General features: G+C 71.0%; 32 protein-coding genes and 1 riboswitch. Of the genes, 9 read left to right on the plus strand and 23 right to left on the minus strand.

Features of this window, described 5'->3' with window-relative positions:
• Positions 1-153: 153 nt before the first annotated feature.
• The 7 genes from AB0I66_RS09200 to AB0I66_RS09230 all read right to left on the minus strand — a co-directional run bounded on the left by AB0I66_RS09200 (position 154) and on the right by AB0I66_RS09230 (position 5,631).
• Positions 154-927, minus strand: coding sequence for an urease accessory protein UreD (locus tag AB0I66_RS09200; protein ID WP_363207129.1), 774 nt, complete (start codon positions 925-927; stop codon positions 154-156).
• Complete coding sequence (gene ureG / locus AB0I66_RS09205) at positions 924-1,607, minus strand: urease accessory protein UreG (protein ID WP_363207130.1); 684 nt, start codon at positions 1,605-1,607, stop codon at positions 924-926. The genes AB0I66_RS09200 and ureG overlap by 4 nt, the downstream gene beginning before the upstream one ends.
• A gap of 111 nt (positions 1,608-1,718) precedes the next feature.
• Positions 1,719-2,393 (minus strand): urease accessory UreF family protein, encoded by a 675-nt coding sequence (locus AB0I66_RS09210; RefSeq protein ID WP_363207131.1) that lies wholly within the window; start codon positions 2,391-2,393, stop codon positions 1,719-1,721.
• A 12-nt stretch (positions 2,394-2,405) separates the two neighbouring features.
• A complete protein-coding gene (locus tag AB0I66_RS09215; protein ID WP_363207132.1) occupies positions 2,406-4,127 on the minus strand; it encodes an urease subunit alpha in 1,722 nt (573 codons plus the stop codon).
• Positions 4,120-4,431 (minus strand): urease subunit beta, encoded by a 312-nt coding sequence (locus tag AB0I66_RS09220; protein ID WP_363207850.1) that lies wholly within the window; start codon positions 4,429-4,431, stop codon positions 4,120-4,122. The genes AB0I66_RS09215 and AB0I66_RS09220 overlap by 8 nt, the downstream gene beginning before the upstream one ends.
• A 44-nt stretch (positions 4,432-4,475) precedes the next feature.
• Positions 4,476-4,778: an urease subunit gamma gene (locus AB0I66_RS09225; RefSeq protein WP_363207133.1), complete on the minus strand. Its 303-nt coding sequence runs from the start codon at positions 4,776-4,778 to the stop codon at positions 4,476-4,478.
• A 232-nt stretch (positions 4,779-5,010) separates the two neighbouring features.
• Positions 5,011-5,631: a TetR/AcrR family transcriptional regulator gene (locus AB0I66_RS09230; protein WP_363207134.1), complete on the minus strand. Its 621-nt coding sequence runs from the start codon at positions 5,629-5,631 to the stop codon at positions 5,011-5,013.
• Between the two features lie 121 nt (positions 5,632-5,752).
• Here AB0I66_RS09230 and AB0I66_RS09235 point away from each other — a divergent pair, with 121 nt between their 5' ends.
• Positions 5,753-6,778 (plus strand): ABC transporter permease, encoded by a 1,026-nt coding sequence (locus AB0I66_RS09235; protein WP_363207135.1) that lies wholly within the window; start codon positions 5,753-5,755, stop codon positions 6,776-6,778.
• Positions 6,779-6,895: 117 nt separating this feature from the next.
• On the opposite strand, the gene AB0I66_RS09240 is transcribed toward AB0I66_RS09235, so the two are convergent.
• A complete protein-coding gene (locus tag AB0I66_RS09240; protein WP_363207136.1) occupies positions 6,896-7,192 on the minus strand; it encodes a type II toxin-antitoxin system Phd/YefM family antitoxin in 297 nt (98 codons plus the stop codon).
• A gap of 75 nt (positions 7,193-7,267) precedes the next feature.
• Positions 7,268-7,639, minus strand: a complete 372-nt coding sequence (locus tag AB0I66_RS09245) for a helix-turn-helix domain-containing protein (RefSeq protein ID WP_363207137.1) — start codon at positions 7,637-7,639, stop codon at positions 7,268-7,270.
• 132 nt (positions 7,640-7,771) lie between these two features.
• On the opposite strand from AB0I66_RS09245, the gene AB0I66_RS09250 reads away from it, so the two are divergent.
• A complete protein-coding gene (locus tag AB0I66_RS09250) occupies positions 7,772-8,179 on the plus strand; it encodes an ANTAR domain-containing protein (RefSeq protein WP_363207138.1) in 408 nt (135 codons plus the stop codon).
• A gap of 13 nt (positions 8,180-8,192) precedes the next feature.
• Here the strand turns inward: AB0I66_RS09250 and AB0I66_RS09255 are convergent, their stop codons facing one another.
• Positions 8,193-9,200, minus strand: a complete 1,008-nt coding sequence (locus tag AB0I66_RS09255) for a Ppx/GppA family phosphatase (RefSeq protein ID WP_363207139.1) — start codon at positions 9,198-9,200, stop codon at positions 8,193-8,195.
• Between the two features lie 75 nt (positions 9,201-9,275).
• Here AB0I66_RS09255 and AB0I66_RS09260 point away from each other — a divergent pair, with 75 nt between their 5' ends.
• Both AB0I66_RS09260 and AB0I66_RS09265 read left to right on the plus strand, forming a co-directional pair.
• Positions 9,276-10,748 (plus strand): ornithine decarboxylase, encoded by a 1,473-nt coding sequence (locus AB0I66_RS09260; RefSeq protein WP_363207140.1) that lies wholly within the window; start codon positions 9,276-9,278, stop codon positions 10,746-10,748.
• A gap of 39 nt (positions 10,749-10,787) precedes the next feature.
• Positions 10,788-11,324, plus strand: a complete 537-nt coding sequence (locus AB0I66_RS09265) for a type 1 glutamine amidotransferase domain-containing protein (protein WP_363207141.1) — start codon at positions 10,788-10,790, stop codon at positions 11,322-11,324.
• A gap of 40 nt (positions 11,325-11,364) precedes the next feature.
• Here the strand turns inward: AB0I66_RS09265 and AB0I66_RS09270 are convergent, their stop codons facing one another.
• The 12 genes from AB0I66_RS09270 to AB0I66_RS09325 form a co-directional block, all read right to left on the minus strand.
• Positions 11,365-11,670, minus strand: a complete 306-nt coding sequence (locus AB0I66_RS09270) for a gas vesicle protein K (RefSeq protein WP_363207851.1) — start codon at positions 11,668-11,670, stop codon at positions 11,365-11,367.
• Positions 11,671-11,708: 38 nt separating this feature from the next.
• The gene (locus AB0I66_RS09275; RefSeq protein ID WP_363207142.1) at positions 11,709-11,897 is read right to left on the minus strand and encodes a gas vesicle protein; all 189 of its coding nucleotides are present in this window, start codon (positions 11,895-11,897) and stop codon (positions 11,709-11,711) included.
• The gene (locus AB0I66_RS09280) at positions 11,894-12,682 is read right to left on the minus strand and encodes a GvpL/GvpF family gas vesicle protein (RefSeq protein ID WP_363207143.1); all 789 of its coding nucleotides are present in this window, start codon (positions 12,680-12,682) and stop codon (positions 11,894-11,896) included. The genes AB0I66_RS09275 and AB0I66_RS09280 overlap by 4 nt, the downstream gene beginning before the upstream one ends.
• The gene (locus AB0I66_RS09285; RefSeq protein ID WP_363207144.1) at positions 12,679-13,065 is read right to left on the minus strand and encodes a gas vesicle protein; all 387 of its coding nucleotides are present in this window, start codon (positions 13,063-13,065) and stop codon (positions 12,679-12,681) included. The genes AB0I66_RS09280 and AB0I66_RS09285 overlap by 4 nt, the downstream gene beginning before the upstream one ends.
• On the minus strand, positions 13,062-14,222 hold the full coding sequence (locus AB0I66_RS09290; RefSeq protein ID WP_363207145.1) for an SRPBCC family protein: 1,161 nt from the start codon (positions 14,220-14,222) through the stop codon (positions 13,062-13,064). The genes AB0I66_RS09285 and AB0I66_RS09290 overlap by 4 nt, the downstream gene beginning before the upstream one ends.
• Positions 14,215-14,889, minus strand: coding sequence for a DNA primase (locus AB0I66_RS09295; protein ID WP_363207146.1), 675 nt, complete (start codon positions 14,887-14,889; stop codon positions 14,215-14,217). The genes AB0I66_RS09290 and AB0I66_RS09295 overlap by 8 nt, the downstream gene beginning before the upstream one ends.
• Entirely contained in the window at positions 14,886-15,149 is a 264-nt protein-coding gene (locus AB0I66_RS09300; RefSeq protein ID WP_363207147.1) for a gas vesicle protein GvpG, read from the minus strand. The genes AB0I66_RS09295 and AB0I66_RS09300 overlap by 4 nt, the downstream gene beginning before the upstream one ends.
• Before the next feature lie 3 nt (positions 15,150-15,152).
• Positions 15,153-15,932: a GvpL/GvpF family gas vesicle protein gene (locus AB0I66_RS09305; protein WP_363207148.1), complete on the minus strand. Its 780-nt coding sequence runs from the start codon at positions 15,930-15,932 to the stop codon at positions 15,153-15,155.
• On the minus strand, positions 15,929-16,354 hold the full coding sequence (locus tag AB0I66_RS09310; RefSeq protein ID WP_363207149.1) for a gas vesicle structural protein GvpA: 426 nt from the start codon (positions 16,352-16,354) through the stop codon (positions 15,929-15,931). The genes AB0I66_RS09305 and AB0I66_RS09310 overlap by 4 nt, the downstream gene beginning before the upstream one ends.
• A 67-nt stretch (positions 16,355-16,421) precedes the next feature.
• The gene (locus AB0I66_RS09315) at positions 16,422-16,787 is read right to left on the minus strand and encodes a gas vesicle protein (RefSeq protein WP_363207852.1); all 366 of its coding nucleotides are present in this window, start codon (positions 16,785-16,787) and stop codon (positions 16,422-16,424) included.
• Positions 16,788-16,856: 69 nt separating this feature from the next.
• Positions 16,857-17,327, minus strand: a complete 471-nt coding sequence (locus AB0I66_RS09320; RefSeq protein ID WP_363207150.1) for a phage holin family protein — start codon at positions 17,325-17,327, stop codon at positions 16,857-16,859.
• Entirely contained in the window at positions 17,287-18,777 is a 1,491-nt protein-coding gene (locus AB0I66_RS09325; RefSeq protein WP_363207151.1) for an amidase, read from the minus strand. The genes AB0I66_RS09320 and AB0I66_RS09325 overlap by 41 nt, the downstream gene beginning before the upstream one ends.
• Positions 18,778-18,929: 152 nt before the next feature.
• Here AB0I66_RS09325 and AB0I66_RS09330 point away from each other — a divergent pair, with 152 nt between their 5' ends.
• The 5 genes from AB0I66_RS09330 (at position 18,930) to AB0I66_RS09350 (ending at position 22,554) form a co-directional block, all read left to right on the plus strand.
• Positions 18,930-19,565, plus strand: coding sequence for an ATP-dependent Clp protease proteolytic subunit (locus AB0I66_RS09330; protein ID WP_363207152.1), 636 nt, complete (start codon positions 18,930-18,932; stop codon positions 19,563-19,565).
• 7 nt (positions 19,566-19,572) lie between these two features.
• Complete coding sequence (locus tag AB0I66_RS09335) at positions 19,573-19,881, plus strand: hypothetical protein (protein WP_363207153.1); 309 nt, start codon at positions 19,573-19,575, stop codon at positions 19,879-19,881.
• Between the two features lie 355 nt (positions 19,882-20,236).
• Positions 20,237-20,409, plus strand: a riboswitch (cyclic di-AMP (ydaO/yuaA leader).
• A 3-nt stretch (positions 20,410-20,412) separates the two neighbouring features.
• Complete coding sequence (locus AB0I66_RS09340; protein WP_363207154.1) at positions 20,413-20,886, plus strand: C40 family peptidase; 474 nt, start codon at positions 20,413-20,415, stop codon at positions 20,884-20,886.
• A gap of 99 nt (positions 20,887-20,985) precedes the next feature.
• The gene (locus tag AB0I66_RS09345) at positions 20,986-21,528 is read left to right on the plus strand and encodes a DUF6328 family protein (RefSeq protein ID WP_363207155.1); all 543 of its coding nucleotides are present in this window, start codon (positions 20,986-20,988) and stop codon (positions 21,526-21,528) included.
• Positions 21,529-21,642: 114 nt separating this feature from the next.
• On the plus strand, positions 21,643-22,554 hold the full coding sequence (locus AB0I66_RS09350) for a LysR family transcriptional regulator (RefSeq protein WP_363207156.1): 912 nt from the start codon (positions 21,643-21,645) through the stop codon (positions 22,552-22,554).
• Here the strand turns inward: AB0I66_RS09350 and AB0I66_RS09355 are convergent.
• Positions 22,543-23,004 (minus strand): ATP-binding protein, encoded by a 462-nt coding sequence (locus tag AB0I66_RS09355; RefSeq protein ID WP_363207157.1) that lies wholly within the window; start codon positions 23,002-23,004, stop codon positions 22,543-22,545. The two genes, AB0I66_RS09350 and AB0I66_RS09355, sit on opposite strands and share 12 nt — an antisense overlap.
• Positions 23,005-23,027: the final 23 nt, after the last annotated feature.

Here is a 23,027-nt window from a genome sequence, read left to right on the forward strand (position 1 = left end):
AACTGGTTCCTCCCCCTGTCGATTTACCTGTCGATTTTCGAACAGTAGGAGGATCCTGTCGGTCTTCGGGTTCAGTGCGACAGACGCAGCCGGTGTTTCTTTACCAATCCGATAGACGGTGCCGGGAACCCCGCTGAGCGGATATGCCCCCGTTCACGTGAGTGTGCGCAGGGCCTCGTCGAGGACACGGCGCACCCGCAGGGCGTCGGGGGCGACGGCGGTGACGAGTACCGCGGGGCCGGCGAGCGGGGTGAGCGTGGCGCCGTCTGCGAGCAGGGCCGGCGCGGGGCGCTCCTGATCGAACTCCGGGCGTACGACCACGAGCTGGCCGATCGCGCGATGGCCCGCGAGGACGGCGGGGCCGTCCCATCCGCCGGGCGCGCCGGGCCCGCAGGAGAGCTCCTGGTCGAGCAGGAGGCGACCGGCGCGGCGCACGGTGAGGCGGCTGCTGAGGCGCCCCGGGTCCTCACCGGTCCGCCCGAGCACCTGCTCCTCCCGCAGCACGAGGCGCGCGCTCGCGGCGAGCTCGGCCCGGGTGGTCACCCGCAGATCACTGTCGCGTACGGAGATCAACTGTTCCGGCAGCCACAGCAGTTCCGCGTCCTCGCCCACCGTGAGCCGCACGTCGTAGCGCGCCGCCTCCTTCGACTGCCCCGGCAGCGCGAGCGTGGCGGCGGCCGAGCCGACGCGCAGCCGGGCCCCGTCGTGGGCAGCGGCCTCGACGGTGAGGTGGTCGCCCCCGAGGGGGCCGCTCATCGCCCCGACGAGGGTGACGTGGGCGCCCGCTCCGGCGGCCCGGGTGCGGCGCGGGACGATGGGCCCCTCGCCGTCGAGCACGGGCAGGGCGGTGCCACCCCGTCCGTCGCCCCGCGCGGTGATGCGGGCGGTGCCGCGCACCCCCGATGCCACGACGGCGTCCACGCTCATGCGGACGCGGTCCAGGCCGCGTACTGGGCGCGTACCCAGGCGGCGACGGGACCGACGCCCTGCTCCGACCTCAACGACTGGAAGACGACGGGCAGTTCGGCGCGCTGGGCCTTGGCGTCCGCGGCCATGCGGGCGAGGTCGGAGCCGACGTGCGGGGCGAGGTCGGTCTTGTTGACGACCAGGAGGTCGGCGGTGCTGACGCCGGGGCCGCCCTTGCGCGGGATGTCGTCGCCGCCCGCGACGTCGATGACGAAGATCTGCGCGTCGACGAGGCCTTTGGAGAAGGTCGCGGTGAGGTTGTCGCCGCCGGACTCGACGAGGATCAGGTCCAGGGGCCCGATCTCGTCCTCCAGGTCCTCCACGGCCTCCAGGTTGGCGGAGATGTCGTCGCGGATCGCGGTGTGCGGGCACGCGCCGGTCTCCACGGCGGTGATCCGCTCGGGCGGCAGCACGGCCTCGCGCAGCAGGAACTCGGCGTCCTCGCGGGTGTAGATGTCGTTCGTGACGACGGCCAGGGACAGCTCGGCCCGCAGCTCCTTGCAGAGCGCGGCGACGGTGGCGGTCTTGCCGGACCCGACGGGCCCGCCGAGCCCGATCCGCAGGGCGCGGCGGCGGCCGTCGGGGCGGTGCGCGTCGGCGCTCACGGCGGTGGATTCGTCGTGGGAGTGGTCGAGATGCATGGTGCGACTCCAGTGGTTCACGGATGGACAGCCCCTCCGGCGTCTGAGGAGCGGGGTCTGGGGCGGAGCCCCAGCTTCGGGAAGGGGTGGGCGCGGGGAGATGAACCGCCCCTACGACGCGAACAGCCGCGCGGGCCAGGCCGCATGCGCCTCGGCCCCGACTTCGAGCAGCGGCGCGGAAGCGGCGGGCAGCGCGTCGATCCCGTCGGCCACCGCGCGCCGCGCGGCGTCCGCCGCGGCCCGCGCCACGAGATCGAGCTCGGGCGCGAGACGGGCAAGCACTCCCGTCGCGTCGAACGGGTCCAGGCTCAGCAACCGCACGGTCGCCGTCGCCGGCCCACTGACGCATTCGTACGCGGAGCAGTACGCGGCGTCCTCCGCCCCGAGCCCCGCCGCCCGCGCGGCAAGGCCGAGGACGACGGGCTGGTGGGCCCCCTTGGGCCGGGCGGCGGCCAGCCGGTCGAGCGACGGGTCGGGCCACGCGGCGCGCGCGGCCCGCATCATCTGCCGCCCGAGCCGCCGGCCGGCACCGCGCAGCGCGGCCGACGGTGTCCGCGCGTCGGCGGCCTCGTCCAGCTCCAGCGGGTCGATACCGAGGGCCGCGGCCGCCGCGAGCGCGGCGGACACGAGCCCCGTCGTGTGCAGCCGCCCCCGGCAGAACTGCTCCAGGTTCGCGGCACCGGTGATGCGTCCCGCCTTGACGGCTTCCTCGGCCCCGCCGGAGTGGGCATGCCCTCCGGCGGGGAACCGGCCGTCGGCCAGGACGAGGAGCGCGGCCCTAGACATCGCGGGCGGCCATCAGAAGAGGAAGTACCGCTGCGCGAGCGGCAGTTCGGCGGCGGGCGACGGCTCGACGAGCTCGCCGTCGATGGTCACGGCGAAGCTGTCGGGCGCGACCTCCACCCTCGGCAGGGCGTCGTTCTCGCGCATGTCCGCCTTCGAACGGCCGCGCGTGGAGTGGATCGCGGTGAACTCCTTGGCCACACCGAGCCGTTCCGGCAGTCCGTCGTCCAGCGCGGACTGCGTCACGAAGTTGAGCGAGTTGAGCCCCGGCGCCTTGCCGTGCGCGCCGAACATGGGCCGCGGCAGGACCGGCTGCGGGGTGGGGATGGAGGCGTTGGCGTCGCCCATCTGCGCGTACGCGATCTGGCCGCCCTTGATGACCAGTTGCGGTTTGACGCCGAAGAACTTCGGGTCCCACAGCACCAGGTCGGCGAGCTTGCCGCTCTCGACCGAGCCGATCTCGTGGTCGACGCCCTGGGCGACCGCCGCGTTGATCGTGTACTTGGCGACATAGCGACGTGCGCGCCGGTTGTCGGCGCGGGTGTCCCCCGGCAGGAAGCCGCGCCGCCGCTTCATCACGTGCGCGGTCTGCCAGGTCCGCATGACGACCTCGCCGATGCGTCCCATGGCCTGCGAGTCCGACGACATGATCGAGATGGCGCCGATGTCGTGCAGGATGTCCTCGGCCCCGATGGTGGTGGGCCGGATCCGCGACTCGGCGAAGGCGAGGTCCTCGGGGACCGCCGGGTTGAGGTGGTGACAGACCATCAGCATGTCGAGGTGCTCCTCGACGGTGTTGACGGTGTGCGGCCGGGTCGGGTTGGTGGAGCTGGGCAGCATGTTCGGCAGCGACACCGCCGTGATCATGTCGGGGGCGTGTCCACCGCCCGCGCCCTCGACGTGGAAGGCGTGCAGGGTGCGGCCCGCGACGGCGGCGAACGTGGCGTCGATGAAGCCCGCTTCGTTCAGGGTGTCGGTGTGGACGGCGAGCTGGGCGCCGGTGTCCTCGCAGACGTTCAGGCAGGCGTCGATGGTGGCGGGGGTCGCGCCCCAGTCCTCGTGAATCTTGAAACTGACGGCGCCCGCGCGCAGTTGGGCGTGCATGGACTCGGCGGAGACGGTGTTGCCCTTGCCGAGGAAGCCGATGTTGACGGGGCTGGAGTCCATCGCGGCGAACATCCGGGCCAGGTGCCAGGAGCCGGGCGTGATCGTGGTCGCCTTGCTGCCTTCGGCGGGTCCGGTGCCGCCGCCGATGAGGGTGGTGACCCCGGAGGCGAGTGCCTCGTCGACGATGGTCGGCGAGATGAAGTGGATGTGGGTGTCGATGCCGCCGGCGGTGAGGATCTTGCCGTTGCCGGAGATGACCTCGGTCTCCGGACCGATCACGAGATCGGGGTGCACGCCGTCCATCGTGTCCGGGTTGCCGGACTTGCCGATGCCGGTGATGCGGCCGTCGCGTATGCCGATGTCGGCCTTCACCACGCCCCAGTGATCGATGATCACGGCGCCGGTGACAACGGTGTCGGGGGCGCCTTCGGCGCGCGTCGTGCGCGACTGCCCCATCGACTCACGGATGACCTTGCCGCCGCCGAACACGGCCTCGTCGCCGGAGCGTCCGGGGCCGCCGGAGCGGTCCTCCTCGATCTCGACGAGCAGGTCGGTGTCGGCGAGCCGGATCCGGTCGCCGGTGGTGGGGCCGAACAGGTCGGCGTACGCGGCGCGGGACAGTTCAGGCATCTAGGGGACCTCCGGTCTCGCCGCGCAGGCCGGGCACGACACGCAGGCCGGCCAGGGGGACGAGTTCGACGTCGACGGGGATGCCGGGCTCGAAGCGCACGGCGGTCCCGGCGGCGATGTTGAGCCGCTTGCCGCGGGCGGCACCGCGGTCGAAGTCGAGACCGGGGTTGGCCTCGGCGAAGTGGTAGTGGGAGCCGACCTGGACGGGGCGGTCGGCGGCGTTGAGGACGGTGAGGGCGGTGACCTCGCGGCCTTCGTTGTAGGCGACGGGCTCGTCGGCGAAGAGGATCTCGCCGGGGATCACCGGATGCGTGGGACTCTGCGCGAAACTCATGTGGCCGGCCCCCGTCAGACGATCGGGTCGTGGACGGTGACGAGCTTGGTGCCGTCCGGGAAGGTGGCCTCGACCTGGACGTCGTGGATCATCTCGGGAATGCCGCTCATGACGTCGTCGCGGGTGAGCACCTTGCGCCCCGACGACATGAGTTCGGAGACGGTGCGGCCGTCCCGGGCACCTTCGAGGATGTGGGACGTGATGAGCGCGATCGACTCGGGGTGATTGAGCAGCAGCCCCCGCGCCCTTCGCTTCTCGGCCACGTCCGCGGCCACATGGATGAGCAGTCTCTCCTGCTCGTGCGGGGTCAGTTGCACGCGTCCCACCTCACAGTCCTCGCTCCGGACCGTGCGGGGTCCGGCTGCCGCGGCCACCGCGACGGATATAGATGTAACACACAGGCAGTACGCATGATCTTGCGCACCCCGGTTACCAAATCCCCTGGTGGCGTGGGATCGCAGGCTAGTTGGGAGGAGTTTCAACGAGGTTAACCAGCACTTGACCGCTCCATGACCATCAGCTGGGCTGCCCCATACTCATCCGCACCAGTCAGCCGGGCCGACCCATGCTCATCAGACCGCGCAGACCGTCCTGCAGCGCCTCGATCGGGACCTCGTCGAACAGCGCGAGCTGGGCGGCGAATCCCTGCGCCGTCGCGATCATCACCCGCGCGACATGGTCGGCCGGGATGTCGCCGCGCATCATGCCCGCCGCCTGATACCCCTCGACGATCTTCACCCAGGCGACGCGCACCTTGGCGTACCCCTGATGCATCACGGACGCGAGCTCCTCGTTGCGCAGGGTCTCCGCCCACACCTGGACGATCAGCCGCGGGAAGTACGAGACCTCCCCCTCCCGGGCACCGGTCTTCCGGCCGAGCACCTGGGCCAGCGCGCGGCCGACCAGCTCGTCCGGCGGTGGCGGCGGGGTCTCCTTGGCCGCCGCCTCGAAGGTCTCCTGGATCCATTCGAGGACCTCGCCGACGATCGCCCCGATCAGCTCCTCCTTGCCCCGGAAGTAGCGGTAGACCGCTCCGGCCGAGAGGCCGACCTCCTTGAGCACGTCCTGCATCGAGGTGGCGTGGAAACCGTTGCGGGCGAAGCAGAGGGCGGCGCCGTCCAGGATCTGGCGGCGGCGTGCGTCTAGGTGCTCCTGGGATACGCGGGCCATGCCGCCAAACTAAAACGAACATTCATTCTTGACAAGCTCCACGCCCGGCAGCACAGTGAGGGCATCACGTAAAACGAACGATCCTTCTCTTTTGATCCGCTTCCCAGAAGGGGTGCAGCCCATGTCCACGCCCGTCGCCACCTCGCCTCCTCAAGGCCGCCGCATGGTGCTGGCGGCCGTCCTGGTCTCCGCCGTCGTGGCCCTCGCCCTGTGGGCCTTCGCCTGGCCCGCCACCAGGACCGCCCCGCGCGATCTGCCCCTCGGCGTGGCGGGACCCGCCGCGGCGACGGCTCCGCTCAAGGCACAACTGGCGGGCCGTGGCGGCGCGTTCGAGGTGCATCAGTACGCCGACGAGTCCGCGGCCCGCGACGCCATCGAGGACCGGGCCGTGTACGGGGCGGTCGTCGTCACGCCGCAAGGCATGAAGCTGCTGACCGCGACGGCGGCGAGCCCGGTGGTCGCCCAGCTCCTGGAGCAGGCCGTGGCCGGTCAGGCCCCCGAGGGGACCGAGGTGCCGACCACCGACGTGGTGCCGGCGCCCACGGCCGACCCGCGGGGCGCCGCCCTCGGCGCGAGCATCCTGCCGCTGGCCATCGCGGGGGTCGCGGCGGGTGCGATGGTGACGATGCTCGGCCTGCGCGGCATCCGCGCGGCGGGCGCCCTCGCGCTTGCCGCCGGGGCGGTCGGCGTGGTCGCCGCGACCGTGACGCACAGCTGGCTCGGCGTCCTGACGGGCAACTGGTGGGCGGAAGCCGGGGTGTTGGGACTCGCGACCCTCGCGGTGGGCGGCGCCGTCGCGGGATGCGCCGCGCTCCTCGGCACGGCGGGCATCGGGATCGGCGCGCTGACCATGGTGCTGCTCGGAAACCCGTTCTCCGGCGTGACGTCCGCGCCACGGCTGCTGCCCGAACCGGTCGGCTTCATCGGGCAGTTGCTGCCGCCGGGCGCCGGAGGCACTCTGCTGCGCTCGGTGTCCTTCTTCGACGGCGCGCGCATCACGGGCCCGCTCGTCACCCTCGCCGTCTGGGCCCTGCTCGGCCTGACGGCCGTGCTGCTCGGCGCGCTCCGCCACCGTCCCGCTGCCGCGACGCGCGAGGAGACGCCGACGGCGACCGCGACGGCGACGGGCGCCGTGCCGGTCTCCTGACCTGTCAGCGCCCCGGCACTCGGACAGCCGTATGCCCCCGCTGTAGCGGACGGGGGTATACGGCCATTTCTACGCCCCTATGTGCACCTGCGGCCCCCGCGTGCAATCACCCGACAGTTACGTCGCGTTGGGGCCCCGGTGCTCGGCCGCGATGCCGAAACGGCGGCCTTCGCCCGCGCCGGACGGGGACGACGTCGGGCGCAACGACGAGACGGAGCTGATCACCTGCTCCTCGTCCGCTTCGGGCGGTGACTCGGACAACGCCTCGAGCCGCTCCAGGTCTGCGGCGGAGACAAGGGCCACGAGTGGCTTGCCATGACGGGTGACGACCACCCGCTCACCGCCGTACACGACGCGGTTGATCAGGTCGGCGAGCTCTGCACGGGCTTGCGTCACCGGAATCTCGTAGGCCATGTTCCCCAGCCTACCGGCGCCCCGTGCGGCCATCCGGCCCGCGAGGAACGGATGCGCCGCAGGTCAGCCCGCACATCACGAGTCGGGCTTCGCATCGCGCGCGTGCGGTGGCGAGGACTCCAACTGCCGGGGGCCGTCGCCGTGGTCGACGTCGTGCTGGGCCAGGAGCGTGAGCAGCTCCGCCACGGCGAGCCCCGATTCGGCGGGGTGCCGCAGGATGGTCCCCGACTCGATGCGATACGTGTTGGAACGGCCTTGCCTCGTGTGCGAGAGATATCCGCCTTCCTCCAGATCAGAAACGATCTTCTGTACGGCGCGCTCCGTGAGCCGGCAGCGAGCGGCGATGTCACGGATGCGGGTCGCGGGGTCATCGGCGATCGCGGCCAGTACGCGGGCATGGTTGGTGAGGAAGGTCCAACCGCTGTGTGATTCAGGTACTGCTCCCATCCCTACAAGATAGGGCGTTTGATTCACGCATTCAAAAGGGCGAACGACATTTCCTGTATCTCTTGACGGGTAAGCCTCTCGGACCGACGCTGGGTGAGGTGATGACGCCCGGACGTCTACGGAGTGGCCGCCATGACAGAACGTGTACTGGCCGCGTCGGTCGCGCAGGACCCCGGCATCACGGAGGACCTGGTGTCCTTGTCCGTCGTGGACGTGGACGTGGCCGCGGACTCGGACGCGGAGCAGGACCCGCGCGTCGAACTCGCGCAGCTCCGGCGGGCCATGGAGACGAGGCCCGTCATCGACATGGCCCGCGGGGTCCTGATGGCTTCCTTCGGCCTGAGCCCCGATGACGCGTGGGGCGTGCTCGTCTCGGTCTCCCAGAACACGAACACCAAGCTGCACGTCGTGGCCGACGAACTGGTCGGCGCCGTCACGGAAGGGAGAATCCCCAAGCCGCTCCGGCGCCAACTGGCCACGACGATCGCGCGACTCCGGACCGCACCGGCGGCTCGGGCGACGCGGGCAGCATCGCCGTAGAGGAGCCCGCGGTTCAGTTCTGCAGCGCCGCGATCCGCAGTGGCATCGGCCGGGTGGCGGGCGCGATGGCCTCGCCCCGGCTGACGTCCGCCCACCACGCCCCGCCGTCCTCCATGTGGCGCAGCAGCACGCCCTCGCGGATGGCCCAGGGGCAGAGGGTGACCGTCTTGACGCCCGTCAGTTTCATCGCCGTGTGGCCCACGATCGCCCCGGCCAGGCTCTGCGCGGCCCGTGGTGCCGAGACCCCCGGCAGCGCGGCACGTTCGGCCACCGGCAGCGCCGCGAGGCGGTCGCGGCAGTGGCGCAGGTCCGCCCGGCTCAACTGCCGTGCCATGAACGGCCCATGGCGGCCGGGGGCGGCGCCGCCGAGCCGCGCGAGCTGCTGGAACGTCCGCGATGTCGCCACCGCGGTGCGCGGCCCCTCCCAGCGGATGCGTGCGGCGACGTCCCGCAGCTGGTGGCGCACCTTGCGCCGCAGCGCCTTCACGCTCTGCTCGGTCGGCGGGTCCTCACCGTCGAAGAACTCCCGGGTCAGCCGGCGGGCGCCGAGGGGCAGCGAGGCGACGTAGTCCGGGAGCCGGCCGCGCCCGAAGGCCACCTCCAGCGAGCCGCCGCCGATGTCGAACATGGCGAGGGGCCCGGCCCGCCAGCCCATCCACCGCCGGGCACCGAGGAAGGTGAGCTCGGCCTCCACCTCGCCGGGCAGCGTGCACAGCGGTACGCCCGTCTCCTCGCCTATCTCCCGCAACACGTCGAGCCGGTTCGGCGCACTGCGAACCACGGTCGTCGCGAAGGCCAGGGGCTCCGCCGAGCCCCATCTGCGGGCGGTGCCCGCCGCCTCGGCGACCGCTCTGACGAGCTGCCCCACCGATTCCTCGGGGATCACCCCGCTCGGCCCGACCTCCTCGGAGAGTCTCACCTTCCACTTGGCGGTGTGCACCGGCAAGGGCACACCGTCCTCCGCGTCCACGACGACCAGCCGGACCGCATTCGAACCCACATCCATCACACTCATCCGCATGTGACTCTGAGTACCCAACGGGTCAGTGGTCAGTCACTCTGATTGACCTTCATGGCACCAGGGAACCCGTGATCCATGACCGTCGATCACGCGCGAGCCCCCGTACTCGAAGCCCTGGCGGACCACCGCAGAAAGGGCCGTATCTCCTTTACCCCACCCGGCCACAAGCAGGCCCGGGGCGCCGATCCGCTGGTGCGGGAGGTGCTCGGCGACGCCGTCTTCCACGGCGACCTCCTCGCCTCCGGAGGCCTCGACGACCGCCTCGGCCGCGGCCAGGTCCTCGAACGGGCCGAACGGCTGATGGCCGACGCCGTGCACGCGACGCACACCTTCTTCTCCACGTGCGGCAGCTCCCTGTCGGTCAAGGCGGCGATGCTCTCGGCCGCGGGCCCGCACGAGAAGCTGCTCATCGGACGTGACGCGCACAAGTCCGTCGTGTCGGCCCTGATCCTCTCCGGCATCCGTCCGGTCTGGGTCGATCCGAGCTGGGACCCCGACCGGCATCTGGCCCACCCGCCGTCGGCCGACGCCTACGCCGAGGCGTTCGCCGCCCATCCCGACGCGATGGGCGCCCTGGTCACCAGCCCGACCCCGTACGGAAGCTGCGCCGATCTGCGGGCCATCGCGGATGTCTGCCACCGGCACTCACGCCCGCTGATCGTGGACGAGGCCTGGGGCGCGCATCTGCCCTTCCACCCCGATCTGCCGTCGTGGGCGATGGACGCGGGCGCCGACATCTGCGTGACGAGCATCCACAAGATGGGCAGCGGCCTGGAGCAGGGTTCCGTCTTCCACCTCCAGGGCGACCTGATCGACCCGACGGTGCTGAAGTCCCGGGCGGACCTGTTCGGCACCACGAGCCCGTCCGTGCTCATCTACGCCGGCCTCGACGGCTGGCGCCGCCAGATGGCCCTGCACGGCAAGGACCTGATGGGGGCGGCCCTGGATCTGGCGGCCCACGTACGGGCGGAGATCGAGGAGATCGACGGCCTGCACGTGAACGACCGCGTCGACTTCTGCGGTCCCGCCGCCGACTTCGACCCGCTGCCGGTCGTCATCGACGTGAGCGGCCTCGGCACGTCGGGATTCCGGGCGGCGGACTGGCTGCGTGAGCACCGCTCGATCGAGGCGCACCTGGCCGACCACCGCCGCATCAGCACCCAGCTCACGCACGCCGACGACCGCGAGACGACGGATCAGCTCCTGGCCGCGCTGCGCGCCCTGTCCCAGGCCGCTCCCGGCCTGCGTCCGGTGCCGGAGGTGGACGTCCCCTCCCCCGCCGCGCTGCGGCTCGCCCAGGTCGATCTGCCGCGGGACGCCTACTTCGGGCCGACCGAGGACGTGCCGGTGGCGGAGGCAGCGGGGCGTGTGGCGGCCGAGATGCTGACGCCGTACCCGCCGGGCATTCCCGCGGCGCTGCCCGGCGAACGCCTGACCGAGCCGGTGCTGCGCTATCTGCGCACCGGCAAGACGGCCGGGATGAACCTGCCCGATGCGGCGGATCCCGGCCTGGACACCGTGCGGGTCGTCCGCGGGACGACCGGCTGACAGAGCCACCGAAACCCCTCACAAGGAGAGTGAAGAGCCATGCGTGTCGCATTCCTGATGGCGCCCGAGGGCGTCGAGCAGATCGAACTCACCGAACCCTGGAAGGCGGTGCAGGACGCGGGCGGTGAGCCCGTCCTCGTGTCGACCGAGTCGGGCCGGATCCAGGCCTTCAATCACCTGGACAAGGCCGACACGTTCCCCGTGGACGAGGTCGTCGGCGACGTGTCGGCGGAGTCCTTCGACGGGCTCGTGCTGCCGGGCGGCGTGGCCAACCCGGACGCGCTGCGCCTCGACGAGGGGGCCGTGTCCTTCGTACGGGGCTTCTTCGACGGCGGCCGCCCGGTGGCCGCCATCTGTCACGCCCCGTGGGTCCTCGTCGAGGCCGGCGTCGTCTCGGGCCGTGGACTCACCTCGTTCCCCAGCCTCCGTACGGACATCCGTAACGCGGGCGGCACGTGGGTCGACGAGCAGGTGAAGGTCTGCCACGACGGTCCCAACGCGCTGATCACCAGCCGGAAGCCGGACGACCTGAAGGCGTTCTGCGAGGCCTTCCTCACGGAGTTCACGAAGAGCTAGCAGTATCAGGAGCCGGCCCCGAAGGGTCGGCTCCTGGAAGCTAGTCCCGGGGAAGCAGCGGTCCCAGCGGCCCGAGGTCCAGGTTCAGGTCCTCGGGCCGCAGGCCGTAGCGGTCCCGCAGTTCGGCCATGCGATCGTCGAGGAGCATCAGCGTGAGGCCGATGCGCTCCTCCTGGTCCTCGTCCAGCTCGCCGGTGTCGAACCGGCGCACGGCCTGCCGTTCCATGAGCTGCCGCAGCAGCTCCACGACGGTCAGGACCAGTTTGATCAGATCGCGTTCGACCGTGTCCGGCTCCAGTTCCAGCCGGTTCTTCCCCGCGGGCCGCTCCCGGACCTGCTCGCGGATCTGCTCGACCTCGGCCTCGGTCTCGCCCTCGCCCGCGCTCACAGGAACTCCTCGAAGGGGGAGCGGACTTGCTCGTTCACCGAGCTGATGAGCGCGTTCAAGTCGATGCGGACGAGATCGACGTCCGCGATGCGCAGCGTGAGATCGCCCTTGATGACGACCCCGCCCGCGAGCAGCCGGTCGAGCAGGTCGACCAGGGCGACCTCGCGGCGTTCGATGACGGTCACAGTCCCGCCTCCCCCGCCACGTCGTCCCCTTCGACCTCCACACCCGCGAAGGAGTACGCGGCCCATGGCCCCGTGAGCTCCACGCGCATGCCCGGGTCCTCCGTCTTCACGCGTTCCACCAGTTCGACGAAGGCCTCCGAGTCCGAACGCGGCACCAGATAGGCCGCGTTGAGCACGTTGCGGCCCGACTCCTTGGAGAGCGCGGAGTTCTGGGGCGCGTGCAGCCGGGCGTCCTCCGCCTGCTCGCAGAGCGTGCCGTGCAGCCGGTGGGCAAACTTCTCGGCGCTCTCCCACATCTCTTCGTGCGCACGGTTGCGCTGCCGGCGCTGGCGCAGGTAGTCCCGGCCCGACGCGGGCTTCTCCGGCTCGACGGCCGGGCTCGCGGCCTGCGCGTCGGAGTAGATCTTGACGCCCCATTCCACGCGGCCGTCGAGGCGGTCGAGTGTGCGCCTGAAGGAGTCCTCCCGTGCCTCCATCATCGCGCGCACTCCCGCGTCGTCCCGGAACACCGTGGCGAGGCGCAACGGCAGCGGAGTGGTGACCACCGTGAGCGCGTCGATCACGGCCTGGTGAGCGCGTGCGGTGGCGCTCAGCCAGTCCAGGTCCTCCAGATGGCGCCGCAGCGGCTCCTCGGCGAAGTCCTGCTCCGGCACCGTGCCGACCACGGCGATCAGACCGTGGTGCGACAGCTGACCGGGGGGAGCGCCGTCCACCCCGGTCACCTGCGCCTGAAGCGCCGCGTCGAAGGGACGGCAGATCGCGTAGACGTACCGCAGTCCACTCATGTGCTTTCCTCCGCCTTGCCGCGCTTCGTCGTGCCCTCTTCCACCCTGCCTCGCTCCGTCCCGCTCTCCTGCCCCGTCCTGCCTTGCTCCAGTTCGGCGACATGGGCGCGCAACTCGGCGTTCTCTCGGGTGAGTTCGTCCCGACGTGCGCGGGTGGAAAGCGCGGGGTCGTCCTCCCACCAGTCGATCCCCATCTCCTTCGCCTTGTCGACGGAGGCGACGATGAGCCGCAGCTTGATCGTCAGGAGTTCGATGTCGAGCAGGTTGATCCGGATGTCACCGGCGATCACGATTCCCTTGTCGAGCACGCGCTCCAGGATGTCGGCGAGGTTCGCGCCGCCGCCCTGCCCGTACGGCTCCGGCATCCGGCCGGCCATCGTCATCGACGGCTCCCGCTCATCTCGGCGTCTTCGTCGCGCTTCGCCTCGTCCTCGTACTCGTCGTACTTCGCCTCGTCGGCGTCCTCGTCCTCCTCGTACCTCGCCTCGTCGTCCTCGTCCTCGTAGGACTCCTCGGGCTGGTCCTCCTCGTCGCGCTCCTCTTCGTCGCGCGCTTCCTCGTCCTGCTCGTCCTCCTCGGGCTCGCCTTCCTCGTCCTCGTAGGACTCCTCCGGCTGCTCCTCGTCGCCCTCGTACTCGTCCTCGGCGACGTCTTCCTGCTCGCCCTCGGCTTCTTCCTCCGCGACCGCGTCCTCGTGGGTGTGGACGACCTCACCGTCGCGGATCTCGCCGCGCCAGCCGTCCTCCGCCTCACCCTTGATGGTGATGAAGCGCGCGTAGTTCTTCAGGTCGAGCCGGGCCCGGCGGCCCTGGGCGCGCCAGATGTTGCCCGTCTTCTCGAAGAGGCCCTTCGGGTAGTACTCGAGGACCAGCAGGACGCGCGTGAGGTTCTCCGCCAGCGAGTGGAAGGAGACGACGCCCTTCGTGGTGCCCTTGGCGCCCTCCGAGGTCCACGCGATCCGGTCGTCCGCGACCTGTTCCGTGGTGTGGGCCTTCCAGCTCCTGTTGGACCAGAAGATCTTGGCCTGCCAGTCGGAGGTGGTGTCGTCGGCGCGGTTCGCGCTCTTGACGCCCTTGGCGAAGGTGCTGAAGTCCTGGTACTGGGTCCACTGGTCGTACGCGGTGCGCAGCGGCACGCCGACGTCGATGAACTCCATGATGACCGTCGGCTTCTTGCCGGCCCCGCTCTTGCGGCGGCCCTTGCCACCGGTCATGTTCTTGAAGGCTCCGACCACGCTGTCCTTGGCGCGGCCGGCGCCGATCTCCACGGCGGACCGCAGCGGCCCCTTGCCCTCGGCCATCTTGCGGCCGCCGTCGAGGGCGAGCTTGGCGAAGCCCGGGCTGTTGCCCTCGGCGATGTCGTTGAGCTTGCCCGTCGTCTGGCCGAGCTTGTGGCCCACTCCGACGAGCAGCCGCTGGGCCTGGGCGCCCAGGTACTCCTGGACCTCGGACTTCAGCCGGTCCGCGGCCTCGCTCTGCACGATGCCGGTGAGCGGGTTCTCCTTCGCCTTGCCCGAGGCGGACTTCAGGGTGTCACTCATCGCGGCCCCCCTCCTTCGGCAACCGGGCCCCGGTGGCGCGGCGCGTAGACGTCTTCGCCGCGGCCCTGGCGGGGGCCTTCTTCGCCGTCTTCTTCGCAGGGCTCTTCTTCGCCGCCGTCTTTCTGGCGGGGGTCTTCTTGGCGGCCGCCTTCTTGGGGGCGGCCTTCTGCGCGGGAGCCTTCTTCCGCGGCCGGGGCCGCTCGTCGGGCTCCTCGTCGGACTCCGCGTCGGCGGACTCCTCGTGGTCCCGCTCGTCGCGGTCGTCCCGGTCGTCCTCGTCGTACTCCTCGTACGCGTCGTCCGGCTCTTCCTCGTCGTCCTCGGTGTCGCGGCCCGGCAGGTCCGGCTTCACGCCCGAGAGCTGGTCCCGCACATCCGCCGTCCGGCCGTGCAGCCGGTCGGCGAGGCCCGAGATCTGCCGCTCGACCAGCGCTCCGGTCGCGGCCTTGCCGACCCCGCGCATGTCCTCGCGCAGCTGGTCGCCGATCTCCTTGAACTGCGGGTTGTTCTGCAGCTGCTGAGACAGCAGGTCACCCAGCGCGCGCGGGCTCAGGTTCATCCGCTTGCCGGCCACCATGGTGCCGACCGCGAAGGCGAGTTTCATCTTCTTCGTACGTCCGAGGACGTATCCGGCCCCTACGGCGAGGCCCAGTCCCACTCGATTCATTGTGTCGTCCCGTTGTCGGTTCCCGCGCCGGGGCGCAGGCCTATTTCCAGGCGGTCGAGCAACTCGTCCTCCCGGCGGTCGAATTCCTCCTCCCCGATCTCGCCCGACTCGAGCTGCTGCTCGAGAAGGGCGAGTTCGGACCGGACGGTGGCCGGGTCGTAGTACAGGCGCTCGGCCTCGGCGAGTACCTGGCTCACCGCCCAGAGGCCGCCGCGCACCGGGGCGAGCGGCAGCATCAGTACTTCGCCGATCAGGCCCATGAGTTACTCCCGACCGGCCTGCGAGCCCGCGGACTCCGGCGTCGCCCCGGTCGGCTCGGAAGGACCGGGCTCGACGAAGCTGTAGGGCGGCAGCGGGCCGTTGACGCGCAGTTCGATGTGCGGGTGGGCCTTGCGGGCTTCCTCGACGGCGGCAAGGAACACCTCGGCCGACTTGCGCTCCACGAGGAACGACAGGTTGGCCAGCCATCCCGTGGACTCGGGGCCCACGCTGACGGAGTGCGCCGTCGGCTCAAGGGCGCGGTGCAGTTCCACCGCGTCCTCGGCCTCGCGGGCCTGGAGCGCGGCCACCACCATCTCACCCAGCTGCAGCTTCTGCTCGTAACTGCCGCCGCCCGCCTGCCGGTTGGCCTCGGCCAGGGCCTGCACCTCGGGGTTGTCCGCCATCACGCGGTGCAGTGCGGCCTGCTCGTCGTGGCTGGCCTTGAGGTTGTACTCGACCTTGCCGGCCAGCGTGGCGAGCCGCTCGTTGTAGTGCTCGGCGCGCTCCGCGAGGACGCTCGTGACGGACGCGTCGTCGGGGGCGACGTTGCCGAACCGCATGGGCAGGACCGGTCCGGCCGCACCCGCCTCGTTCAGCACGTTCTGGTGGGCGAGCAGGTCGTTGCGCTTGGCGCGCAGCCCGTCGGGGGCGTCACTGACGATCGCCGCCAGGTCACCCTCCTTGAGGATGCGCACGGGGCGGGCCGGCTTGCCCACGCCTTCCATGCCCTCGGGGAGCGACGGGTGCGAACCCGCGGTGATGCCATAGACGTACGTGCTCATTCCTGCTCCTCCTTCCGGCGCGCCGACGTGCTCTTGCGGGCACGCGGGCGGGACTCCGACTGGCTCTCTTCACGCGACTGCTTGAACGCGTCGGAAATGGTCTCGGCCGCGCCCGAAAGGGCGCCCTTCGACTTGCCGCGCGCACCGGATTCGGTCATCTCGCCCACGAGGTCGGGGAGACCGGGGTTCTTGTGCGGACCTGCCTCCAGGTCGAGGCGGTTGCACGCCTCGGCGAAGCGCAGATAGGTGTCGACACTGGCGACCACCACACGCACGTCGATCTTCAGGATCTCGATGCCCACGAGCGAGACACGCACGAAGGCGTCGATCACGAGGCCGCGGTCGAGAACCAGCTCCAGGACGTCGTACAGACCACTGGTGCCGCCCGATCCGCCGGATTGCTGTGCTGGGACAACGGTCATGCCGATCGACCCTCCTTAGTCTGGGATATCTGTCGATATATCGCGGAAACTCGCGCGAACAGCCGCCTCAGCGGCCGCCGGCCTTGCTGCCGTCGGCGCGTCCGCGTTCGTAGCGGCGGACGCGTCGGTAACCCAGGAGTTCGCCCTGCGGGTCGCACTCCACTTGGTAGCTCGCCAGGAGACTCATCGTGTCCGGCACCCGGGTGAGTTCCAGGACCTCGATCTCCAACGTCCAGCCGTCCTCGGTCTGTTCGAAGGACGACACGGACTCGGCGGCCATCCCGGTCAGCTCGGCGAGCTGGGTGCGTGCGATGCGCAGCACCTCCATGGGGCCCGGGCGGCGCTTCGCGCTGCCGCTTTCCGCGTGTTCGGTTGAATTACGCGAGTTCTGCGAACTCGCCTTCTTCTTCTCTGGATCCGATGATGTGTTCAATATGGCCACCTCAATTCCCCGAGTGGCCCGTAACGCGTTGGCCAAACATCTTCGTTTTCGTGGACCGGATCACTGGCCCCAGCGGTGCGGCACCTCGGGCTCCACGCCGCCGGGATGCGCCGCGTCCACCGTCGGCGGCGACGCGGGCCGCTCGGGCGCCGGCGGTGTCACGGGCGGCGGGGTAACGGCCGAACCGTCCACCGAAGGCAGGTCCGAAGCCCGGTCAGAGGAAGCCCGATCGGCGGCAGGGCGGCCCGTCGAAGGTCGCGCCGCGTTGCGCAGCAGATAGGCCACGGCACCGAGCACCACCGCGGTGATCAGCGCCGCCGCCCAGTCGGGCAGCCCCAGAGCAAGCGCGAGGCCGAAGGCGAGTGCCAGGGCCGCGCCCGCGTAGAGGCCGAAGGCCCCCGCACCGGCGTACAGCGCCGCCCTGCGACGCTGCCCTCGCGTCTGCTCCCTCAGTTCGTCCCGTACGGCCTCGCGGGCCGCACGCGTCAGTTCATCGACGAGGCTCTTGTCCAGATGCTCCAAACGATTCATGGCGCCCGAGTACCCGCCCGTCCGGACGCATAACGCTCCGCCCCGGCCCGCGCTCGCCGTGCCGGGTGGCTTGCTCGAAGGCGTGCCCGATCCGCAGCACACGTAGGTCGCCGCGGTGCGGCCCGACGATCTGCAGCCCGACCGGCAGTCCGCCCGGGGTGAATCCGGCGGGCACGGACAGGGCCGGGCAGCCGGTGGCGGACACCAGGTACGCCGAGCGCATCCAGTCCAGGTAATCCGTCATCGGCACCCCGTCGATGTTGTCCGGATACTCCAACTCCACGGGAAAGGGTGGCACTTGGCTCGTCGGCAGGATCAGCGCGTCGTAACGCTCGAAGAACTCCCGCATCCGGTGGAAGAGTTCGCCGTGCAGCACGGTGGCCCGCTCCAGATCCATGCCGGTGAGCGCCCGCCCCTGCCGCACGTTGCGGACGAGGCTGGGTTTGATCCGGTCCGCCGCGCTCTCCACGAGCACGCCGAGCGCCAGGTGGAACTGCCAGGCGCGGAACGTCCGGAACACCTCGTCGGCGCCGCCCAGTTCGGGGCACGCCTCCTCGACCGCGCACCCCAGGTCGGCGAAGACCGTGACGGCGGGCGCGAGCACGTCCCTGACCTCGCGGTCGACCGGGACCGCTCCGCCCAGGTCGGGCGACCAGGCGATCCGCAGCCCCGTCAGATCCTGTTCCAGCGCCCCGCCGAAGGCACTCCCCGGCGTCTCCAGGGCGATCGGTGAGCGCGGGTCGGGTCCGGCGAGGACGGAGAGCAGCAGAGCCGCGTCGGCGACCGTGCGTGCCATCGGCCCCTGCACGGCCATCGTCGACCAGGGCGCGGAGTCCGGCCAGGTCGGCACCCGGCCCGGCGAGGGGCGCAGGCCCACCACGTTGCAGAACGACGCGGGGTTGCGCAGCGAGCCGCCCATGTCGCTGCCGTCGGCCAGGGGATGCATGCCGCACGCGAGCGCGGCCGCCGCTCCCCCGCTGCTGCCGCCCGCCGACCGCCGGAGGTCGTAGGGGTTGCGGGTCGCCCCGAAGACCGGGTTGACGGTGTGCGAACCAGCCGCGAATTCGGGCACGTTGGTCTTGCCGATGGTGATCGCCCCGGCGGCGCGGATGCGCTCGACGACCAGCTCGTCCCGGTCCGGCACATTGTCGGTGAGGAGCGGCGTCCCGTACGTGGTCCGGATGCCGCGGGTGTCGTGGGTGTCCTTGTGGGCGACGGGCAGTCCGTGCAGCGGGCCGAGCACGGCGCCGCGCACGGCGGCCTCGTCCGCGGTGCGCGCCTCGTCGAGCGCGCGTTCCGCCACGAGCGTCACGACCGCGTTCACGGGGCCGTTGACCTGCTCGATCCGGTCGAGGTGCGCCTGCACGACCTCGCGGGCGGACACCTCACGGGTGCGGATCACGGCGGCGAGTTCGCGGGCGGTGAGGTGGACGAGCTCAGGCGCAGTCATACGGCGCTTTCTGCTGGGGGCGGTTGAGGTCGCGACGAGGCGAAGCCTGCCCACGCCGCCTCCACTTCTCACCCCCGACGTTACGTACGTCCTGTACATTTTTTACAGGAAGCCTTGGGGAGCAGCCGACCCCGGCAGAGGAGAGACGTGCCATGAACCGAACGTTCGCCCGTTATGTCCTGCCCGAGTTCACCGAGCACTCCAGTACGGGCCGACGGACGCTGGACCCGTATTCGAAGCTGCTCGAAGAGCGCATCGTCTTTCTGGGGACGCCGATCGACGACACGTCGGCCAACGACGTGATGGCGCAGTTCATGCACCTCGAACACCTGGCGCCCGACCGCGACATCGCGCTCTACATCAACTCCCCCGGCGGCTCGTTCAGCGCGATGACCGCGATCTACGACACGATCCGGTTCGTCACCTGCGACGTGGAGACGACCTGTCTGGGGCAGGCCGCGTCATCGGCCGCCGTCCTGCTCGCCGCGGGCACCCCCGGCAAGCGGTTCGCGCTGCCCGGCGCCCGTGTGCTGATCCACCAGCCCTCGTTGACCGAACCGGTGCACGGCCAGACCTCCGATCTGGTGATCCAGGCCGACGAACTCCTGCGCACCCGCGCACAACTGGAGAAGCTGCTCGTCCGGCACACGGGGCAGAGCGCACGACGCGTCGCGGCCGACATCGAGCGGGACAAGATCCTCGACGCGGCGGAGGCAGTCGAGTACGGCCTGGTGGACGGGATCATCGCGAGCCGCAAGTCCTCCCTGCGCGCCCCGGACGCGGGGTGAGCCGCCGATGCTGCCGCCCGAACTTCCCCCGCTGCCCGCACTCACCCGCGCCGAGGGCGAGTTGATCGACCGGTACCTCGAAGTGGTCGACCTGCTGGGCCGGATCAATCCCGCCCGCGCCTCTGACACCTACGGAGGACTGCGCGCCGCCCAGGCCCTGGTCGGCAGCGCGACCGCCCTGCGGGACGCGCTGACGCTCATGCACCAGCGGGGCGAAAGCGCCGTGCACGCACCGACGCTGGCCCGTGCGCTGCGGGTGCTCGACGGAGAGCGGCGGGCCGGGCGGGTCACCTTGCCTCCCCCAGCAGGCCCCTGAGCACCCGTCACCTCGGGCCGCGAACTCCGTTGCGTCCGGGGCCGATCTCAAACGAACCAAACGGGCTACCACATTCGGCGTAGACATTCGTCCTTTTTCTGGACGTCTTCAGTTGCGTCAGATGTGTACGCGTGGGCCGGAATTCCGCGTTCCGGTGCTGGTCGAACGATCGTCCGGCGCGCTCTCCCGGTCCCGAATCCGACCGTGTCCACCCGAACGGTTCAGCCGTGAGGAGCCTCACAAAACGCCGTTTCGGCTCGGTTTTCGACCCCGAGTCGGGTCAAGATCCTCTCCGACGACAAGCCCCCGCCACAGCGGCGGGGCGGTCCGGGCGGACGCCGAGTCCTGCCGCCACCCGGATGACCGGTCGACATCGGTGCATCGGCAGGAGTGGAGGACCCAGGCATGACGGGTCGGTCCGGAAGGTCCGGACAACGACCCTTGGGGTGAAGCCGCAGTACGCGGCCGGGCAACTTTGTCAGCCCGAATCCGACAGGTCATCCTTCACAGGCGGTTGACGAAGGGTTGCGCATGACTGCGCTGAATCATGTTCCGTCGCTGCTCACCAGGGTCGGGTCCGTATCCGCCCTCACGCTCGCCGTCGTAGGCGGCACCCTCGTGGCCCCGGGGCTCACGTCGGAGGCGGAAGCCGCGACACACGGGACGAAGGCGCTCAAGATCGCCGCCTCCAAGAAAGGCTCTCCGTACCGCTACGGAGCAACGGGACCCCACCGGTTCGACTGCTCGGGTCTGACCCAGTACTCCTTCAAGCGGGCGGGCAAGAAGCTGCCACGCACCGCCGCACAGCAGTACAACAAGACCCGCCACGTCTCCGCCTCCAAGCGCGTCCGCGGCGACCTGGTCTTCTTCCACTCCGGCCGGAACGTCTACCACGTCGGCATCTACGCCGGTAAGGGCCGGATCTGGCACGCCCCCAAGTCGAACACCAAGGTGCGGCTCGAGAAGATCTGGACGAAGAGCGTCTCGTACGGCAGGGTGCGCTGATCATCCGTCATCGGCCGGAGGGCGGGGCGGCCCCCGCCCGGCCCTCCGGTCGGCGCGCCCGCCAGGCGTGGGGCGCGTCGGCACGGATACTCGTGCGCCATGGCCGAAAACAGCAGTGCTCCTGCCTCGGACGACCCACCGCGCAACGAGACGCGCTTCGAACGCGCCGACCGCAACTTCGCGGAGATCCTCCAGGAGCTGCGCGTCACGCAGGCCGGGGTGCAGATCCTCTTCGCCTTCCTGCTGACGCTCGCCTTCACCGAGCGCTTCCCCTCTCTCGACACGGTCCAGCGCGCCACATACGTCACCACGCTGCTGCTCGCCGTGCTCGCCGCGGCGCTGTTCACCGCTCCGGCAGCCGTGCACAGGTCGCTGTTCGGGAAGCACTCCAAGCCGCTGATCGTGCGGGTGTCGTCCCGCCTCGCCGGCATCGGCCTGGGCGTCCTGGTGTTCGCGGTCTCCGGCGCCGTGCTCCTGGTCGTCGACGTGGCGGTGGGCCGGACCGGCGGGATCATCGCGAGCGCGGCCACGCTGGTGGTGTGCGCGGGCCTGTGGGGGCTGCTCCCCCTGCTGCTGCGCCGTGCGCGCGACGACGAGGAACCGGACGGCCCGGACGACGTCAGGTCGTCAAAGCCCCGGTGAGAAGCGCGGGCCCGAGCACGCTCGGCGCTCGCCTGCCGCGCCGACGAGCGCAGCGCGCGCATATCCTGGGTCTGCCTTGAGCAGCCGTGTACCCCCATGCCGCCGGGAGAGACCATGTACGACCCGACGCGGCTCGCCGCACTGGTGGCGGTCTCCGAGGCCGGGTCGATCACCCGCGCCGCCGAACGCCTCGGCTACACCGTGCCCGCCCTCTCCCAGCAGCTGGCCAAGCTCGAACGGGAGGCGGGCACCGCACTCCTGGTACGGCATCACCGCGGGGCACGGCTGACCGGCGCGGGTGAACTGCTGCTCGCGCGGGCCCGCCGGGTCCTGGACGAGATGGAGCAGGCCCGGCACGAGCTGACCCGGCTCGCGGGCCTGTCCGGCGGCAGGCTGCGCGTGGGGACCTTCACCGCCGCCGGGATCCATCTGGTGCCGCCCGCGCTGACCGCGTTCCGCCGCGCCCATCCGGACATCGAACTGACGGTACGGGGCTATGAACCGCCGCTCGGTGTCGCGGCCGTGGCGGCGGGCGAGGTCGACGTGGCCCTCACGCACACGTACGAGCCCGCCGATCCCGCGGCGCTGCCCGAGTCCGTGAGCGCGGAGCCGGTCCTGGTCGAGGAGCTGGTCCTGGTGACCCCGCCGGGCCACGCGCTCGCGAGCTCCTCCTCAAGGCTGCCCCTGGGCGCACTCGCCGGGCAGCCGCTCATCAGCATGGCGCCGACGCACCCTTCCCGGCAGGGCGTGGAGTCCGTGCTCGTGCGGGCCGGCGCGACGCCCGCGGTCCTGGTCGAGACTCCGGGATACGCGCTGGTGTGCGCGCTGGTCAGCGCCGGGCTCGGCGTCGCCGTCGTACCGGAGATGGTGGCGCGGACGGCGGCCACCCCGGTGGGGACGAGGCCGCTGGAGCCGGGCAGTCTGCGGCGCACGATCTCGGTGGTGCACCGCACCGACGTGTCGCATCCGGCGGCGGACACCTTCCGGGCCCTGCTGCGGGGTGCCTTCGGCCGCTCAGCGGGGTGAGGTCGAGGGGGTTGCTGCCCCGCCCCGGACCGGCACGGTCCACGGCAGCTCGATCCAGACCGTCTTGCCGCCCTCGGGAGTGGGCGTGACGGACAGCCTGCCGCCGCACTCCATGGTCAGCCAGCGGATGATGACCAGCCCGCGGCCGTTGTCCTGCTGGACGGCGGCGGGCAGCCGCTTGGGGTAGCGGGGGTGGCTGTCGGTGACGCCGATGCGCAGTTGCTCGTCCCGGTCGAGCTCGAGGTCCACCCGGAAGGTGGGCGACTGGCCCCTCGTGTGCTGGACGGCGTTCGTGGCGAGTTCGGAGACGATGAGCCGGACCGTGTCGGCCGCCTCGGTCTCACCCGGCAGACCCCACTCGGCCAAGATGCTCGAAACGTATTTCCGGGCCGCGGAGACCGAGGCAGGATCGCTCGGCAGGGTGACGGATGCTTCCTGAAGGTCTGCCATGGCGACGCTGTCCCTTTCCCACC

The organism is Streptomyces sp. NPDC050439, from assembly GCF_040655335.1.
Lineage (GTDB): Bacteria > Actinomycetota > Actinomycetes > Streptomycetales > Streptomycetaceae > Streptomyces.